Origin of the sequence: Intestinimonas massiliensis (ex Afouda et al. 2020) (assembly GCF_900626285.1) — a bacterium.
In the GTDB taxonomy this organism is placed as follows: domain Bacteria; phylum Bacillota; class Clostridia; order Oscillospirales; family Oscillospiraceae; genus Flavonifractor; species Flavonifractor massiliensis_A.
This window is the reverse complement of the sequence record NZ_LR131148.1, coordinates 426306-443223: the sequence shown is the minus strand read 5'-3', so window position 1 is coordinate 443223 and position 16918 is coordinate 426306. Positions and strand designations below refer to the sequence as shown.

Here is a 16918-nt window from a genome sequence, read left to right as displayed (position 1 = left end):
TGTCGTCTGAGACGACAGCCATTTTCTTTATTTCTCCCGGCGCCCGAAGATCCTGGCCAGCAGGCCCTTCTTCCGCTCCTGCACCGGCGGGGTCTGGACAGCGGCCAGCGCCTCCCGCTTCGCCTCCTCCATCAGCGCCTCCTGGGCGTTGACGGCGGGAGCGCCCTCCGGCCGCTCCACACGGGTATAAGAGCCGTCGGGCTGGAGTACCCGGGCCTTCACATTGTCGGAGCAATACAGCTCCACATAGTGGCGGATCTGCCGGCGGACCGCCGGGTCCAGCACCGGGCAGGCGATCTCCACCCGACGCTCGGTGTTCCGGGTCATCAGGTCCGCCGAGCCGATATAGAGCTTCGTCTCCTCCCCCACGCCGAAGGCGTAGATCCGGGGGTGCTCCAGGAACCGGCCCACGATGGAGAACACTTTGATATGGTCGGTGAGACCCGGCACACCGGGCCGCAGGCAGCAGATGCCCCGGACATTCATGGTCACCGGCACGCCCGCCTGACTGGCCTGGGCCAGCTTGTCAATGAGGGCCCGGTCGGTCACCGAGTTGACCTTGACGAAAATCCGGGCCGGCTTGCCCTGACGGGCCTTTTCGATCTCCCCGTCCATCAGGTCCAGCAGCTTGTTCTTCAGACTGTTGGGGGCCACCAGCAGCTGGTGGTACTCCCCGTTCAGGTTGGAGATGGCCATGTTCTGGAAAAAAGCCGTCCCGTCGGCACCGATGGCGGGGCTGGCGGTCATCAGGCAGAAGTCGGTATACATCCTGGCGGTCTTTTCGTTGTAGTTGCCGGTTCCGATCTGGGTAATGTACTGGATGTGTCCCTTCTCCCGGCGGGTGATGAGGCAGATCTTGGAGTGGACCTTGTACCGCTCAAAGCCGTACAGGATGGTACACCCCGCCTCCTCCAGGCGCTGGGCCCAGGCGATGTTGTTCTGCTCGTCAAACCGGGCCCGCAGCTCCATGAGCACCGTCACGTCCTTGCCGTTTTCCGCCGCGGCGGCCAGGTACTCCACCAGCTTGGCAGTGGAGGCCAGACGGTAAATGGTGATCTTGATGGAGAGCACCGCCGGGTCGTTGGCGGCCTCCCGCACCAGCTGGAGGAAAGGTTCCATGCTCTGGTAGGGGTAGAACATCAGCGCGTCCCGCCGCAGGATCTGTGGGATCAGCTTCTCCCCCTTCACCAGTCCGGCAGGCCACTGGGGGGTGTAGGGCGGATAGCACAGGGCGGCGGCGCTCTCCTGGGGCAGCTTGCTCTCCAGAGAATACACATAATTCATCATCAGCGGGCTCTTGGAGCGGAACACCTGCTCCGGGGTGAGGGTCAGCCGCTGACACAGGTACTGCTGCAGCTCGGCGGAGGCCTCCCCCTGGATCTCCAGACGCACCGGAGCCAGACGGGCCCGCTTTTTCAGCACCTTCTGCATGTGGGCCCGGAAGTCCTCTCCCACGTCATAGTCCTCGTCCTCGGGACTGATGTCGGCGTTGCGGGTCACCGAAATGACGCACTTCTCCTCCACCTGGCAGTTCTCAAACAGGGTGTCGGCAAAAGCCAGCACCACCTGCTCGGTGAGCAGATACCGCAGTCCCCGCTCCTCCAGCCGCAGGTAGGGGGGCAGATTCTTGGGGATGGGGACCAGACCAAAGCACTGCCTGCCCTCCATCTGCAGGGTGAGGGCGATGGTCAGGCTGTTGGAGGGCAGATGGGGGAAGGGGTGGTGGCTGTCCACCACCATGGGGGAGAGCACCGGCTGCACGTAGTCCCTGAACCACCGCTCCACCTGCTTGCGCTCCTTGCCGTCCAGCTCATCGGGGGACAGATTGCAGATATTGCAGGTGCGCAGCCGCTTTTCCAGCTGGGCAATGATCTTGTCCCGCTGCTTGTACAGGCCGGGCACCGTCTTGAAGATGGCCTGGAGCTGCTGGGCGGGGGTCAGGCCGCTTTTGCTGTCCACGTGGGTCTGCTTGGACAGGGTCATGTCGCTTATGGAGCCTACCCGGATCATAAAGAATTCGTCCAGGTTGCTGGTAAAGATGGCGGCGAACTTCAGCCGCTCAAACAGCGGCACGCTCTCGTCCTTGGCCTCCTCCAGCACCCGCTCGTTGAACCGCAGCCAGGACAGCTCCCGTTCCTGGGTGTAGCGGGTATCAATTTCCTTCGTCATGCTGATTGTTCACTCCTATCACGCGGTTGAGCAGATAGCCCTCCCGCACGCCGCAGGTGCTCACCGACACAGTCTCCACCTGGTAGGCCCGCAGAACGGCGGTCAGGATGGCCAGGCCGGGCAGAATGGTGTGGACCCGGTCGGGCACCGATCGCAGGATCTGCCGCAAAGTGTCCCGGTCCCCCTTCTTCAGGTCCTTATAGAGAGACCTGATCTCCCCCACCGGAATGATCCGGTTGTCCGGGTCCGCCCCGGACAGGTCGTTGCACAGCTTGGCCGCCGCCCGGATGGTGCCGCCCACGCCGGTCAGGTGTCTGCACCGCAGGCCGGCGATCCTGGCCTTCTCCAGCTCCTCCTCCACCTGAGCTCGGATGGCCTTCCGCTCCTCCTTGGTGGGAAACAGGCCGGAGACATATTTGGTAAAGAGGGACAGCGAGCCCATGGGCAGAGAACAGCCGGAGGTGATAGCGCCGTCCCGGTAGGTCACCAGCTCGGTGGAGCCGCCGCCGATATCCGCCAGCAGCCCGCAGCCGGGAGCGCCGCCTCCCACCGTGGCGCCCAGGAAGGAGAAGGACGCCTCCTCCGCCCCGGAGAGCACCTCCACCTGGAGGCCGGTCACCGCCTGGATGGTCTCCAGTGCCTCCTCGGTGTTGACGATGTTCCGCAGCGACGCGGTACCGAACACATAGAGCTGGTCGATATCGAAGTTCCGCAGCAGGGCCTTGAACCCCGCCAGCACCCGGCAGGCCACCAGGATGCCGCTGTCGGAGAGCACGCCGTTTTTGATATAGCCCGCCAGTCCCGCCATTTCCTTCTTGTTCATCAGGAGCTTGAAGGTCTGCCCCTCCCAGTGGTAAATGGACAGGCGGATGGTATTGGAGCCCACGTCCACGATTCCGCACTTCACGGCCCCGTCCCCCTTTCTCACACTTGGCTTAGTTTACGTTATTTTCCCCACAATAGCAATGGATTTTACAAAAGATTTACAGGGCCGCGCCAAACGGCGCGGCCCTGTCGCTTTTTCTCTCTGCTGTTACATAACGCCCTTGCGGACATTGACCACGAAATCCTGTACGTTGGTGACGATGGTGCGCACCGACAGGCTGCCCCGGTCCCGCAGTTTGTTCACCGCGAACTCCGACACATCCACTGAGTAGAAGTACACCGGGCGTACCACCCCGTTCACCACCCGGTAGGAGGGGGTCATGTTGCCGGTGGCCACTGTATGGAGGGTGGAGGCCATGCAGATAACAGTGGTGGCATCTTTCACCAGATTGCGCATGGCGTCCTGGCCCTCGTACACGTTGCCGTACACCTCAGGCAGGGGGCCGTCGTCCCGGACGGAACCCACCAGCACAAAGGGCACATCATGCTTCACGCACTCGTAGATGATGCCATCCTTCACCTTGCCGGAGTTGACAAAGGCGGCGGTGGAGCCGGCCAGCCGGACGGCGTTGATGGTGTCGATATGGTTATAGTGGCCGTTGGGCATGCTCTTCTGGGTGTAGATATCCTGGCCCAGGGCGGTGCGGAGATAGCCCGCCTCCAGATCGTGGGTGGCCAGGGCGTTGCCCGCCAGCACGCCGTGGACATAGCCGCCCCGCACCAGAGCGGCAAAGGCGTCCCGGGCGTCGTGGTCGAAGGCGCAGGCGGGACCCATCACCCACAGGATGCGGCCATGGTCCTTCTCATAGCGCAGCAGCTCATAGATGGAATCGTAGTCCATGGAGTAGGCCGTCTCACGGGAGCGGCCCTGCCGGAAAGAAAAGGTCTCCTGCTCCCCCTTCTCCTCATTGAAGCCATTGGCATAAATATAGATGCCCTGGGAGCCGTCCTCCGTGCGGCCCACCACCACCGGCTCACCGGCCTTCAGGTTGCGGAACTCCACCACTGCGATCTTTCCGTCCCGCAGGGCGGCCACGCAGTCCATCCGGCTCTCCTCCGCCAGCAGCCAGGTCCCGTTTACTTTGAAATACTCCGGGAAAATGCTGGTGGCATGATACCCCTCCGGCGCCACGCCGTCCATGGGGGCGGGCTGGAACGTCACGTCAGGTGCGTTCTTCAGCTGCGCCTGCTCAAAGTCAGGCCCGTGATACTGCGGGAGTGTAAAGCTCATGGGAAACAGGACCCCTTTCTATTTCTGTGTTCTGTGATCTTGTTTATTGTATCACGGCGCACCCGGGAATGGCAATCGCTTTCCAGCGTTCCTCAGATATTCTTTTTGATCTGATTGATCGCATTCTTTTCCAATCTTGAGACCTGGGCCTGGGAGATGCCCACCTCGGCGGACACCTCCATCTGGGTCTTGCCCTGGAAGAACCGCAGGGCCAGAATGTGCCGCTCCCGATCGGTGAGCCGGGCCATGGCCTCCTTCAGGGCGATGTGCTCCAGCCAGCTCTCATCGGTGTTCTTGGAATCCTTCACCTGATCCATGACGCAGATGGTGTCCCCGCCGTGGTCATACACCGGCTCATAGAGGGACACCGGGTCCAGCACCGCGTCCAGGGCAAACACCACGTCCTCCCGCTTCAGCTCCAGCATCTTGGCGATCTCGTCGATGCTGGGCTCCCGCTGGTGCTCGGCCATGAACTTCTCCTTGGCCTGAAGCACCCGGTAGGCGGTGTCCCGCATGGAGCGGGATACCCGCATGGTGGAGTTGTCCCGGAGATACCGCCGGATCTCCCCCACGATCATGGGCACGCCGTAGGTGGAAAAGCGCACGTCCATGTCGATGTTGAAGTTGTCAATGGCCTTGATGAGGCCGATGCACCCCACCTGGAACAGGTCGTCCACGTTCTCGCCCCGGTTGGAGAACTTCTGGATCACAGAGAGCACCAGGCGCAGGTTGCCGGCAATGAGCTGTTCCCGGGCCTCCATGTCCCCCTGCTTGGTGCGGCGGAGCAGCTCCATGGTCTCCTCGTTTTTCAGCACCTTCAGTTTTGACGTGTTGACGCCGCAGATCTCTACCTTTCCCTGCACAGTTCTGCCCCCTTGCCTCGGAATCTGTGTTCAGTATTTCCGCGGCAGACCCTTTCATACGGCAGGGCCGGGGGGTATATTTTTTATCGTCAGACCGCTTTCGATGGACTTCGCCCCTCCCCGTTGCTATTTGGTCTGGTCTTGTTTATACTAAACAGGAAATCTGATCAGGTCAGTCGGGAGGCACGCTTATGCTCACACCCATTCTGGATGCCGGGGACCGCCGGCCGTTGTACGAACAGCTCTACCGCCACATCCGGGGCGAGATCGAGACCGGGCAGCTGAAGGCCGGGGCCCGGCTGCCCTCCAAACGCGCTCTGGCCGCCCATTTAAAGGTGAGCGTGGTGACGGTGGAGGGGGCCTACGACCAGCTGCTGGCGGAGGGCTATCTCCGCTCGGAGGCCAGGCGGGGCTTTTTTGTCCAGGCCGGGGCCCAGGAGCCTCAGCCGCCGGAACCTTCCCCCTCCCCCGACCTGCGGGAGCCGGTAAGGCCCGCCTTCCGCTGGGACTTCTCCACCGGCGGCGTGGACACCTCCCTGTTCCCCTTCTCCACCTGGGCCAAGCTCATGCGGGAGGTACTGTCCGAGCAGGAGGACCGTCTGCTCTCCGCCCCCCATCCCCAGGGAGTGCCTGAGCTGCGGCAGGCCATCGCAGGACACCTCTACCGCTTCCGTGGCATCCGGGCCCACCCGGACCAGATCGTGGTGGGGGCCGGGTCGGAGACCCTCATCGGCCTGCTGGTCCAGCTGCTGGGCCGGCAGGGCGCCTACGGCGTGGAGGACCCGGGATACGGAAAGACCCACCGTATCCTGGCCAGCTGCGGCGCCCGGGTGGAGCCCATCTCCCTGGACAGGCAGGGTCTGCGGGTGGACCAGCTGGACCTCCGCCAGGTGCGGGTGGTCCATGTCACCCCATCCCACCACTTCCCCCTGGGCATCATCATGCCCGCTCCCCGGCGGCAGGCCCTGCTGCGGTGGGCCTCGGAAGAGCCAGACCGCTATATCATCGAGGACGACTACGACAGTGAGTTCCGCTTCTCCGGCAAACCCATCCCCGCCCTCCAGAGCCTGGACGGCGGGGGCCGGGTGATCTACCTGAACACCTTTGCCAAAACCCTGGCTCCCTCCCTGCGGGTGAGCTATATGGTGCTGCCCCCCGCCCTGCTGGAGAAATGGCGGCGGGACTTCTGGTTCTACTCCTCCACCGTCCCCTCCTTTGAACAGTACGCCCTGGCCCGGTTCATGGAGCGGGGTCACTTTGAGCGGCACCTCAACCGCAGCCGCACCCGGTACAGGGCCCGGCGGGAAGCTCTGCTGGCCGCCGCCCGGGGCTCCGGCCTGCTGGAGGCCGGCTCTTTTTCCGGCGGAGACGCGGGGCTCCACCTGCTGCTGTGGATGGACAAACGGTGGAGCGAGGCCGACCTGGTGGAGCGGGCCGCCCGGGCAGGGGTAGGGCTCTCCCCTCTGTCGGCCTATGACCTGTCCCCCACCCCTGCCGACCGCCCTCCCGCCCTCATTCTGGGTTATACCCGCATTGCCGCCCAGGAGATGGCCCCTGCTCTGGAACAGCTCAAACTGGCCTGGGGCTTCTGAGCATCAAAAAGCCGCCGCTGACGCCATTCGGCATCAGCGGCGGCTTTCCTATCTCAATCAACGAGCCGCACAGTAGGCCCCGATGGCCCGGAATTGACGGGTCACCGCTCCGCACAGCTCATTGTAATATTTTAAGTAGTCCTTCTTGGCCTGGCGCTCCGCCCGCAGCCGCGTCTGAAATACCGCCCACTGGGCGCAGTTCTTGTGGCAGCCCTCACAGTAGGCCGAACAGCTCTTTTGACAAGGAATCACAGAAAAAACCCCTTTCCGTTCAGATCAATTTCCGAAACACAGCTGGCCTTTATGAGAACAGGATAGCAGTTTCCCGGCGCGCTTTCTATCAAGATATGGTAAAAGGCAGCTAAAATCTTACCCCTAAAGCCCCCTTGATCCGCCAGATTCCGACATTCCTCCCGCCGTATACTGGCAGCGGGAGGGAATGTGATGAAGCGATTTCTTCGGCGGACCGCCGCGTGCATCACCCTGTTCTGCGCCAACCCCCGGGCCTTCCTGCGGGCAGTGAGCCGTCCGGACAGTCCCCAGGGCCGTCAACTGCGCAGGCTGCTCAGAGAATAGCCCGAAAAAGCGCTTTGAAAATATGAAATTTTTGTATTGACATGTTGCAAAGCTGAGGGTATCATATCTCTGTTCAAGGACAGAGACGTCCCGGATGGCATTCTGGGACTCTCTGTCCCTTTATTTGGGAAAGGAGTCCTCACTGTGACGAAATACATTTTTGTGACCGGCGGCGTGGTATCCGGTCTGGGCAAGGGCATTACCGCCGCCTCTCTGGGCCGGCTGCTGAAGGCCCGGGGGCTGAAGGTGGCAGCCCAAAAGCTGGACCCCTATATCAACGTGGACCCGGGCACCATGAGCCCCTATCAGCACGGCGAGGTATTCGTCACGGAGGACGGTGCGGAGACAGACCTGGATCTGGGCCACTATGAGCGGTTCATTGATGAGGACCTGAACCAGTATTCCAACCTGACCACCGGCCGGGTCTACTCCAACGTGATCTCCAAGGAGCGCCGGGGGGAGTACCTGGGCGGTACAGTACAGACCATCCCCCACATCACCGACGAGATCAAGCACTTCATCTACAGCGTGGGCCGCAAGACCGACGCCGACGTGGTCATCACCGAGATCGGCGGCACCACCGGCGACATCGAGAGTCAGCCCTTCCTGGAGGCCATCCGCCAGGTGGGCCGGGAGGTGGGCCGGGACAACGCCCTCTACATCCACGTGACCCTGGTACCCTATCTGCGGGCCTCCGGGGAGCACAAGTCCAAGCCCACCCAGCACTCGGTGAAGGAGCTGCAGGGCTTCGGCATCTCCCCCGACATCATCGTGCTGCGGTGCGACGAGCCCATCCGGGACGAGAGCATCTTTGAAAAGATCTCCGGCTTCTGCGGCGTGAAGCGGGACTGCGTCATCGAGAATATCACCCTGCCCAACCTGTATGAGGCTCCCCTGATGCTGGAGCAGGCCCACTTCTCCGAGGTGGTGTGCCGCCAGCTCCACATCGACGCCCCCGCCCCCGACCTGACCGAGTGGCGCGGCCTGGTGGAGCGGATCCGCCAGCAGGACCGGACGGTGACCATCGCCCTGGTGGGCAAGTACGTCCAGCTCCACGACGCCTATCTCTCCGTGGCCGAGGCCCTGCGCCACGCCGGCTATGCCCTTCGGACCCGGGTGGATATCCGGTGGGTGGATTCCGAGACCATCACCCCCGAGACCTGCGGTCAGATCCTGGCCGGAGCAGACGGCATCCTGGTGCCCGGCGGCTTCGGCAGCCGGGGCATCGAGGGGATGGTGCTGGCCGCCCAGTACGCCCGGACCCACAAGGTGCCCTATCTGGGCATCTGCCTGGGAATGCAGACAGCGGTCATCGAGTTTGCCCGGGATGTGGCCGGCATGAACGGCGCCAACTCCGGGGAGTTTGACCCGGACTGTCCCTATAAGGTCATCGACTTCATGCCCGGTCAGAGCGACTCCATCGACAAGGGCGGCACGCTGCGGCTGGGCAGCTGGCCCTGCCAGACTGCGCCGGACAGCCTGCTGGAGCGGTGCTACGGCCAGTCCCTCATCCACGAGCGTCACCGCCACCGCTATGAGTTCAACAACGACTACCGCCAGGACCTGGAAGAAGCCGGCCTGACCCTCAGCGGCACCTCCCCTGACGGCCGGCTGGTGGAGGCGGTGGAGCTGAAGGACCACCCCTTCTTCCTGGGAGTCCAGTTCCATCCGGAGTTCAAGAGCCGTCCCAACCGGCCTCACCCCATCTTCCATGGCTTTGTGTCCGCCGCTCTGGAGAGCGAAAAATAATTCGTAACCTGTTGGAAGCACAGCAGCCTGCCTGAAAAGGCAGGCTGCTTTTCTATACCCCCCGCCTTGACGCAATATGTGAAAAAACGCTATAATAAAACAAAATAAGAAATCCAACTGCCGGAAGGGGTGTCACCGATGGCGGGCGTGCGGCTGGAACATGTGGTTCGGGAATATGTGATGGGTAAGACCACCATCCGGGCGGTGGACGACGTGAGCTTTACCATCCCGGAGGGCAAGTACACCATCATTCTGGGGGCCAGCGGCGCCGGTAAGTCTACGGTACTCAACATTCTGGGCGGTATGGATTCCCCTACCGCCGGCAAGGTCTTTGTCAACGACAAAGAGATCTCCAGCTTCAATAAAAAGCAGCTCACCCAGTACCGGCGGGAGAGCATCGGCTTTGTGTTCCAGTTCTACAACCTGATGCCCAGCCTGACGGTGCTGGAAAATGTGGAGCTGGCCAGCCAGATCTGCAAGAATCCTCTGGACGCCAAAGAGGTGCTGAACATGGTGGGGCTGGGTGACCGGATGGGCAACTTCCCTGCCCAGTGCTCCGGCGGTGAGCAGCAGCGGGGCGCCATCGCCCGTGCCCTGGCCAAAAATCCCGACGTGCTGCTGTGCGACGAGCCCACCGGCGCCCTGGACTATGTGACGGGCAAGGCCATCCTGGCCTTGCTCTACGATCTGTGCAAGAAGAGCAAAAAGACGGTGGTGGTGGTCACCCACAACGGGGCCCTGGCCCCCACCGCCGATATCGTCATCCGCATGAAGAGCGGAAAGATCGAATCCTTTACGGAAAATCCCAACCCGGTACCGGTGCAGGAGCTAGAGTGGTAGCATGATCTGGAGGAATTTTTTCCGGGATCTGCGGCGCACCGCCTCCCGGCTTATCTCGGTGAGCATCATCACCATGATCGCCGTGGTGGTGTATACCGCCCTCAGCGGGATCATCTATAATGTGGACCGCATCATGGGGAACTACTATGACACCCAGAACGTGGCCGACTACTGGATCACCGGCGTGGGGCTGGACATGGCGGACTGCCGGGCTTTGGAGGCTCTGGACGGAGTCACCGGAGTGCAGCCCCGGGTGGTGCTGGACGCGGAGGAGCGGCACGACAGCGACATCACCCTCTCTCTCTATGGTGTGCCGGAGGATCAGGCCATCAATACTCCCTACGTGACGGAGGGCCGCCTGCCCCAGGGCAACCAGGAGATTTTCCTCAGCGATCAGTTTGCCGAGGCCAGGGGGCTGCGGGTGGGGGACTGGTATGAGATCACCCTCACCGGCCTGGGCGTCCACCTGCGGCTGCAGGTGTGCGGCGTGGGCAAGGACCCGGAGTGCCTCTACCCCGTCAACACCACCACCCCCTCCCCCGACCTGTCCCGCTACGGCTTCGCCTATGTGAAGGAAGAAGTGCTCAGCGGCGTGATGGGCTCCCACATCTATAATCAGATCTGCATCACCACCGCCGACGACGTGTCCACCGCCCAGATCCGCGGCCAGGTGGACGACGTGCTGGGCAGCAAGGTGGTCAATATCCTGGCCCTGGAGGACAACCAGCAGGCCTACTCCCTGATGGAGACCAAAAACAATCTGGTGCCCATCCTCACCTTCTTCCCCACCCTGTTCTTCCTGTGCGCGGTGCTGATGATGGTGAGCACCATGAACCGGCTCATCGAAAGCGCCCGGTCGGACATCGGTACCTTCAAGGCCCTGGGCTACTCCGACCGGACCATTCTGTTCTACTACCTGCTCCACGCCCTGCTGGTGGTCATCGTGGGCTTCCCGCCGGGAGCGCTGCTGAGCAAATACATCTCTGCCCTCATCGTCTGGACCATCGCCACCGGCTGCGACCTGCCTCCCACCGACATCGTCCACGACTTCCCCGCCTGGGGACAGGCCCTGGGCCTCACCGCCCTGTGCTGCATCGGCAGCGCCTGGCTGGTGGCCCGGTCCCTGCTGAAGGAGACCCCCGCCCAGTGTATGCGGCCCAAGGCCCCCAAGAGCGGCGGGTCCCTGATGCTGGAGCATATCCGCCCCCTGTGGCGGCGGCTGGGCTTCAATCAGAAATACATCCTGCGCAATACCTTCCGCAACAAGGTGCGCATGTTCACCTGCGTGGTGGGCATCGCCTTCTGCATGGCCCTGGTGTTCATGGCCTTCGCCATCAAGGATTCCATGGACGCTTACTCCAATGCCCTGGCCCAGAACCAGAACCGCTATGACGTGATGGCCGATCTGAATACCTCGGTCACCGAAAGCCAGTACAGCCGTCTGGTTACCACCCCCGGCGTCACCAGCGCGGAGCTGGAGATGACCACCACCTGCTGGCTGTACAGTGAGGACCAGCGGGCCACCTCCACCCTGACGGTGGCGGAGGACAGCGTATCCCTCCACCTGTATGACCCCTACGCCGACGCTCCTCTGGCTCTGCCGGAGGACGGACTGGTGCTGGAGCAGCAGCTGGCGGACGACCTGGGACTGAAGGAGGGGGACACTGTCACCCTCCGCTTCACGGGAGAGAGCGGCTATGTCACCCTGAGGGTGGCAGAGGTCAACCGCTGTGTCAGCGGAGCTTATGTCAGCCGGAGCATCTGGCGGAACCTGGGCCGGGCCTATACCCCCACTGCCGCCTACCTGACCGCCGGTGACACGGCCATGCTGGAGACCCAGTTGGACAGCTATGACTTTGTGGACGGCTGGCAGAGCCGGGAGACCGTCACCGCCGCAGTGGTGGAAAAGATGGCAAACACCTCCATGGTGGTGTACATTCTTATCGTCTTCGGCGGCGGACTGGCCTGTATCGTCATCTATAACCTGGGTATCATGAGCTTCTTTGAACAGATCCGGAGCCTGGCCACCCTGATGGTGCTGGGCTTCCACGAGCGGGAGATCAAGTATCTTCAGCTCAGCGAGAATCTGATCTTTGCCGCCGCAGGCATTCTGCTGGGTATCCCCCTGGGCATCGGACTGGACCGGTTCCTGATCCTCTCCATTACCTCCATGCCCCTGGAGGTTGTCATCACCGCCAGGGCCATCGGTCTGTCCTGTGCAGTGACCATGCTGTTTGCCCTGGCGGTCAACGTGGTCATCGGGCGGAAAATGCGGGAAATCGACATGCTGGGTGCGCTGAAAAGCGTGGAATAGGTCCGGCAGAGCAAATACATGGTTCCTTCACAGCAAAAGGGGTGGATCTGATGCGAGATCGCAGAAAACACGGGAGTACGGTGCTGGCCTGTCTGCTGAGCCTGGCTCTTCTGGCGGGATGCTCCAGCGAGGACGACCAGGAGCAGGAGACCGTCTTTCCGGACATCGGGCCGGTAGAGAACACAGTAGAAGATACCGGCACCGTCACTTATCGGGACAATTACAGCATTGTCCCTCAGGTCAGCGGCACGGTGGTGTCCTGCGCCATTGAGGAGGGTGACACCGTCACCGCGGGGCAGGAGCTGTACGTCATAGACGCAGGGGACCTGGAGGACCAGATCGAGCAGGCCAAGCTCTCTCTGGACAGCGCTCAGGCCGCCCTGAGCCAGGCCCAGGCCGCCTGCGACGACCTGACGGTTACCGCCTATGCCTCGGGCACCATCACCGCCGTCAACGTCCACGTGGGAGACTTCGTGTCCTCCGGCACCCCCATCGCTCAGGTGGTGGACAGCCAGAACCTGAAGCTCACGGTCCCCTTCTTCACGGAGGACGCCGCCGGATTTTCCGTGGGCGCCTCTGCCGTCATCTCCTTCCCCAGCCGGGCCGAGACGGTGACCGGCACGGTGAAGCGGATCTATGACACCTCCAGCGCCCTCTCCGGCGGCAGGACGGGGGTATATGTGGAGCTCTCCTTCCAGAACCCCGGCACCGTGCTCAGCGGAGACGTGGCCTCCGCCAGCATCGGCGGCGCGGCCTGTATGGACACGGGCACCGTCAGCTACGCCACTGAGCAGTCCATCTACGCCACCCAGTCCGGTCAGGTGGTCTCTCTGCCCATCCAGGTGGGCACCGCCGTCACCGCCGGGCAGACGGTGATGACCATCAAGAACGACAGCCTGACCAACGCGGTCACCAACGCCTCCCTGTCGGTGGAATCGGCACGCACCTCCCTCTCCCAGCTGGAGGACAAGCGGGTGGACTACACCATTCTGGCGCCCGCTGACGGCGTCATCCTCACCCGGTCGGTAAAGACCGGGGACATGGCGGCGGCAGGCACCCCCATGGCGGTGCTGGCCCAGCCGGAGGCGCTGTGCGTCCACGCCGACATCAATGAGCAGTACATCGAGCGGATCTGGCCCGGCCAGCAGGCTCAGATCTCCTTCACCGACGACAGCGGCCAGCCCAGGAGCTATACCGGCACGGTGGAGCGCATCGACGACACCGGCATTACCTCCGGCGGCGTCACCGACTACACCGTGGAACTCTCCCTGGACGACACCACCGGCCTGCGGGACGGTATGAACGTCAATGTGGCCATCATCACCGAGCAGAAGGAGGACTGCCTCCGGGTACCCTCCCGGGCGGTCAGCGGCGGCAAGGTGCAGGTGCTCCGGGACGGCAAGGCTGCGGAGGTGGAAGTGGAGACCGGCGTCTCCGGCGGCGGGTATACCGAGATCCTCCAGGGGCTGACCACCGAGGACCAGGTCCTGCTTCCGTAAATCAGTAAAAAGAAAGGCAGGCACACGGGACAATCCGTGTGCCTGCCTTTTTTCTTCCTTTAATGGGGCCGCTTTTTCCGGGGCCGGGCGTTCTTCTTGGGTTTGGCCGCCGCCCAGCCTGCCTTTTTTACCGGGCGGGCCTTCTTTTCCGGGCGGCTGGGCCGCTCCGGCTCCTTTCCCTTCCGGCGGGTCTCCCCTTCCGGCTTCCGGCTGACGGGCCGCAGGAGACATTCCTTGCCGTAGCCGATCAGGTCCTCCCGATGGGCCACGTGGAGGGCCTCCCGCACCAGCGCCCGCTTCTCCGGCCGCTTCCACTGCATCAGTGCCCGCTGCATGGCCTTTTCGTGGGGATTCTTGGGCACGTAAACCGGCTGCATGGTGCGGGGGTCGATACCGGTATAGTACATGCAGGTGGACAGGGTGCCGGGGGTGGGATAAAAATCCTGGACCTGCTCCGGCTGGCGGCCCGACTTGTTCAGCCACTCCGCCAGGCGCACCGCGTCCTCCATGGTGCAGCCGGGGTGGGAGGACATGAGATAGGGTACCAGATACTGCTCCTTGCCGTACTTCTGGTTCAGGGACTCGTACTTGCGCCGGAACTTCTCGTACACCGCGATATGGGGCTTGCCCATGTAGTCCAGCACACTGTCCACGCAGTGCTCCGGCGCCACCTTCAGCTGACCGGACACGTGGTATTTTACCAGTTCGGCAAAAAACTCCCCGCTCTTGTCCTTCATCATGTAGTCGAACCGGATGCCGGAGCGGATGAACACCTTTTTCACACCGGGTATCGCCCGAATCTTCCGCAGCAGCATCAGGTAGTCGGTGTGGTCGGCGTCCAGATTGGGGCAGGGTTCCGGGGCCAGACAGGCCCGGTTCCGGCACATTCCCGCCTTCAGCTGCTTCCTGCAGGCCGGGCGGCGGAAGTTGGCGGTAGGACCGCCCACGTCGTGGATGTAGCCCTTGAAGCCGGGGTGATGGGTCAGGGCCTCCACCTCTCTCAGCACACTCTCGTGGCTGCGGGAGGAGATAATCCGCCCCTGGTGGAAGGCCAGGGAGCAGAAGTTGCAGGCTCCGAAGCAGCCCCGGTTGTGGGCCACCGAGAAGCGCACCTCTTCAATGGCGGGCACACCGCCCATGGAATCGTACATGGGATGGGGCTCCCGCACATAGGGCAGTTCAGCCACATAGTCCAGCTCCGCCGTGGTCAGAGGCATGGCAGGAGGATTGACGATGAGCAGACGGTCCTCATGCCGCTGGAGAATTGCCTTTCCCCGCACCGGGTCGTGCTCCTCATACTGGATCTGGTTGGCCACCGCGTACTGCCGCTTGTCAGAGCGCACCTGCTCAAAGGAGGGGCACTCCACCATGGGATAGGCGCAGTCGCCGGGGGTCCGTCCAATAAAGGCCGTTCCCTTTACATCTCTGATCTCGCCGATGGGGGTGCCGGAGGCCAGACGGGCGGCGATCTCCTTGGTGGCGGTCTCCCCCATGCCGTACACCAGCAGGTCGGCCTGGCTGTCGAACAGCACCGAGCGGCGCACCTTGTCCTCCCAGTAGTCGTAGTGGGCAAACCGCCGCAGGGAGGCCTCCAGCCCGCCGATCACCAGAGGGATATCGCCAAAAGCCTCCCGCACCTTGTTGGAGTAGACGATGACCGCCCGGTCCGGCCGCAGGCCGGCCTTGTTTCCCGGGGAATAGGCGTCGTCATGCCGGCGTTTTTTGGCCACGGTATAGTGGGCCACCATGGAGTCGATGTTGCCGGCGGAGAGCATCACACCCAGCCGGGGCCGGCCCAACACTGTAAAGGATTCCGCCTTGCGCCAGTCCGGCTGGGCCAGAATGGCCACCCGGTACCCCTCCGCCTCCAGCAGCCGGGAGATGATGGCCGGGCCGAAGGAGGGGTGATCCACATAGGCGTCGCCAGTGATGATGAGAAAGTCGTACCAATCCCAGCCCCGCTCCGCCAGGTCTGCCTTGGAAACGGGAAGAAACTTGTTCATATTACCTCGATTCGTCCGTATCAAAGCCGATGTATTTTTCCAGCAGATCCAGCGGCACGCCGCCGGCCCCCTGGACCTCCCCGACTTTTACGAACCCATATTTTTTATAAAAACGCTGTGCCACCCCGTTGTCCGGCGCGCAGCGCAGCCGCAGCCTGGTGCGGCCCAGGGGCCGGTAGGTGGACACCGCCTGGCCGATCAGCTGGACCCCCAGGCCCTTTTTCCGGTAGTCCGGGGACATGTACACGAAGGGGATATAGCCGATCCCCTCATCCGCCCAGCGCTCCAGATCCAGCTGGAGAACACCGGCAAACTCCTCCCCCAGCATAGCGGCCATCACCGCCTTTTGGGGATCCTGGGACCAGCAGCGCAGGGCGTCCCGCCGGAAGCCCTCACTGTCGCAGGGGATCTCCGTGCCGTGGATGTCCTGCCAAGCGTCGCTCCGGGCGTCCCGATAGCGCTCCCCCTCCGTCTCCATATCCAGAGGGCGGAACCACAGATTGGCGTCAGCCAGGCTGCTCTCCCGGGACTTCCACCACTTCTGCCGGGCCAGGGTGGAGATCTCCTCCGGCAGGTGGGAGCTGTCGTTTTCAAACACCAGGCGGCAAATGCCGTGGGAATCCACCGTCAGGCAGGTGACGCCGGTATTGTCGCTGTGGCCCAAACCGTCCATCTCACCCGGTCCCAGGCCGCGGATCCTGGCCTGAAGACTGCGGATCGCGGTACCGTGGGAGAACACCGCTACTGTCTGGTCCGGATGCTGCTCGGCAATATCCCGCACCGCATCCAGCATCCGCTTCTGCACCTGGGCAAAGGTCTCGCCGCCCTCCACCTGGAACTTGGGGGAGCTGTGGTTGAACTCATACAGCCGCTCCCCGTCCCGGTGGGACAGTTCGCCCCAGGGCACATCCTCCCATTCCCCTACGCCGATCTCCCGCAGGTCGGGGCGGGTATGCAGCTCCAGGCCGTGGGAGACATAGATGGCCTTGGCGGTGGTCATGGTTCGGAACAGATCGCTGGAATATACCGCGTCAATGGGGATATTGTCAAACCGCCCGCGCAAAGCGGAAATCTGCCGGTAACCGTTGTCGGTGATCAGGCTGTCATACCATCCGTGGACACGGCGGTACAGATTGCCCTCCGCCTCTGCATGGCGGATCAGATAGATTCTTGTCATGTCTGTATATACCTGCTCTC

At 62.8% G+C, this 16918-nt stretch carries 13 protein-coding genes; 6 read left to right on the top strand and 7 right to left on the bottom strand.

The window, feature by feature from the left end; all coding sequences use genetic code 11:
• Positions 1 to 27: 27 nt before the first annotated feature.
• The 4 genes from ppk1 to sigG form a co-directional block, all read right to left on the bottom strand.
• Positions 28 to 2169 carry a polyphosphate kinase 1 gene (gene ppk1, locus E0E41_RS18045; RefSeq protein ID WP_130871257.1) on the bottom strand — a complete coding sequence of 714 codons (2142 nt, stop codon included), beginning with the start codon at positions 2167 to 2169 and terminating at the stop codon, positions 28 to 30.
• Positions 2153 to 3076 (bottom strand): Ppx/GppA phosphatase family protein, encoded by a 924-nt coding sequence (locus tag E0E41_RS18040; protein WP_130871256.1) that lies wholly within the window; start codon positions 3074 to 3076, stop codon positions 2153 to 2155. Before E0E41_RS18040 ends, ppk1 begins: the two co-directional genes overlap by 17 nt.
• Before the next feature lie 126 nt (positions 3077 to 3202).
• Complete coding sequence (locus tag E0E41_RS18035; RefSeq protein ID WP_130871255.1) at positions 3203 to 4285, bottom strand: hypothetical protein; 1083 nt, start codon at positions 4283 to 4285, stop codon at positions 3203 to 3205.
• A 92-nt stretch (positions 4286 to 4377) separates the two neighbouring features.
• Positions 4378 to 5148: an RNA polymerase sporulation sigma factor SigG gene (sigG, locus tag E0E41_RS18030; protein WP_130871254.1), complete on the bottom strand. Its 771-nt coding sequence runs from the start codon at positions 5146 to 5148 to the stop codon at positions 4378 to 4380.
• Between the two features lie 191 nt (positions 5149 to 5339).
• Between sigG and E0E41_RS18025 the strand changes: the two genes are divergently transcribed.
• Entirely contained in the window at positions 5340 to 6740 is a 1401-nt protein-coding gene (locus tag E0E41_RS18025; protein WP_130871253.1) for a PLP-dependent aminotransferase family protein, read from the top strand.
• Between the two features lie 57 nt (positions 6741 to 6797).
• Here E0E41_RS18025 and E0E41_RS18020 read toward each other — a convergent pair whose 3' ends face one another.
• On the bottom strand, positions 6798 to 6992 hold the full coding sequence (locus E0E41_RS18020; protein WP_130871252.1) for a hypothetical protein: 195 nt from the start codon (positions 6990 to 6992) through the stop codon (positions 6798 to 6800).
• 192 nt (positions 6993 to 7184) lie between these two features.
• Here E0E41_RS18020 and E0E41_RS19210 point away from each other — a divergent pair, with 192 nt between their 5' ends.
• The 5 genes from E0E41_RS19210 to E0E41_RS18000 all read left to right on the top strand — a co-directional run bounded on the left by E0E41_RS19210 (position 7185) and on the right by E0E41_RS18000 (position 13718).
• Positions 7185 to 7316 (top strand): hypothetical protein, encoded by a 132-nt coding sequence (locus E0E41_RS19210; protein WP_278045198.1) that lies wholly within the window; start codon positions 7185 to 7187, stop codon positions 7314 to 7316.
• Between the two features lie 144 nt (positions 7317 to 7460).
• On the top strand, positions 7461 to 9065 hold the full coding sequence (locus E0E41_RS18015; protein WP_130871251.1) for a CTP synthase: 1605 nt from the start codon (positions 7461 to 7463) through the stop codon (positions 9063 to 9065).
• A gap of 138 nt (positions 9066 to 9203) precedes the next feature.
• Positions 9204 to 9905, top strand: a complete 702-nt coding sequence (locus tag E0E41_RS18010; RefSeq protein WP_130871250.1) for an ABC transporter ATP-binding protein — start codon at positions 9204 to 9206, stop codon at positions 9903 to 9905.
• A 1-nt stretch (position 9906) separates the two neighbouring features.
• On the top strand, positions 9907 to 12219 hold the full coding sequence (locus tag E0E41_RS18005; protein WP_130871249.1) for an ABC transporter permease: 2313 nt from the start codon (positions 9907 to 9909) through the stop codon (positions 12217 to 12219).
• Positions 12220 to 12269: 50 nt separating this feature from the next.
• Positions 12270 to 13718 (top strand): efflux RND transporter periplasmic adaptor subunit, encoded by a 1449-nt coding sequence (locus E0E41_RS18000; RefSeq protein WP_130871248.1) that lies wholly within the window; start codon positions 12270 to 12272, stop codon positions 13716 to 13718.
• Positions 13719 to 13777: 59 nt separating this feature from the next.
• Here E0E41_RS18000 and E0E41_RS17995 read toward each other — a convergent pair whose 3' ends face one another.
• Both E0E41_RS17995 and E0E41_RS17990 read right to left on the bottom strand, forming a co-directional pair.
• Entirely contained in the window at positions 13778 to 15721 is a 1944-nt protein-coding gene (locus E0E41_RS17995; RefSeq protein WP_130871247.1) for a YgiQ family radical SAM protein, read from the bottom strand.
• Position 15722: 1 nt separating this feature from the next.
• Positions 15723 to 16898 (bottom strand): bifunctional histidine phosphatase family protein/GNAT family N-acetyltransferase, encoded by a 1176-nt coding sequence (locus tag E0E41_RS17990; RefSeq protein WP_130871246.1) that lies wholly within the window; start codon positions 16896 to 16898, stop codon positions 15723 to 15725.
• Positions 16899 to 16918: the final 20 nt, after the last annotated feature.

What these genes read in the sequence shown, in the direction of transcription:
- E0E41_RS17990 (WP_130871246.1), bottom strand. Translation starts at nt 16,898, where the DNA reads ATGACAAGAATCTATCTGATCCGCCATGCAGAGGCGGAGGGCAATCTG.
- E0E41_RS18000 (WP_130871248.1), top strand. Translation starts at nt 12,270, where the DNA reads ATGCGAGATCGCAGAAAACACGGGAGTACGGTGCTGGCCTGTCTGCTG.
- E0E41_RS18025 (WP_130871253.1), top strand. Translation starts at nt 5,340, where the DNA reads ATGCTCACACCCATTCTGGATGCCGGGGACCGCCGGCCGTTGTACGAA.
- E0E41_RS19210 (WP_278045198.1), top strand. Translation starts at nt 7,185, where the DNA reads ATGAAGCGATTTCTTCGGCGGACCGCCGCGTGCATCACCCTGTTCTGC.
- E0E41_RS18010 (WP_130871250.1), top strand. Translation starts at nt 9,204, where the DNA reads ATGGCGGGCGTGCGGCTGGAACATGTGGTTCGGGAATATGTGATGGGT.
- E0E41_RS18035 (WP_130871255.1), bottom strand. Translation starts at nt 4,285, where the DNA reads ATGAGCTTTACACTCCCGCAGTATCACGGGCCTGACTTTGAGCAGGCG.
- ppk1 (WP_130871257.1), bottom strand. Translation starts at nt 2,169, where the DNA reads ATGACGAAGGAAATTGATACCCGCTACACCCAGGAACGGGAGCTGTCC.
- E0E41_RS17995 (WP_130871247.1), bottom strand. Translation starts at nt 15,721, where the DNA reads ATGAACAAGTTTCTTCCCGTTTCCAAGGCAGACCTGGCGGAGCGGGGC.
- E0E41_RS18005 (WP_130871249.1), top strand. Translation starts at nt 9,907, where the DNA reads ATGATCTGGAGGAATTTTTTCCGGGATCTGCGGCGCACCGCCTCCCGG.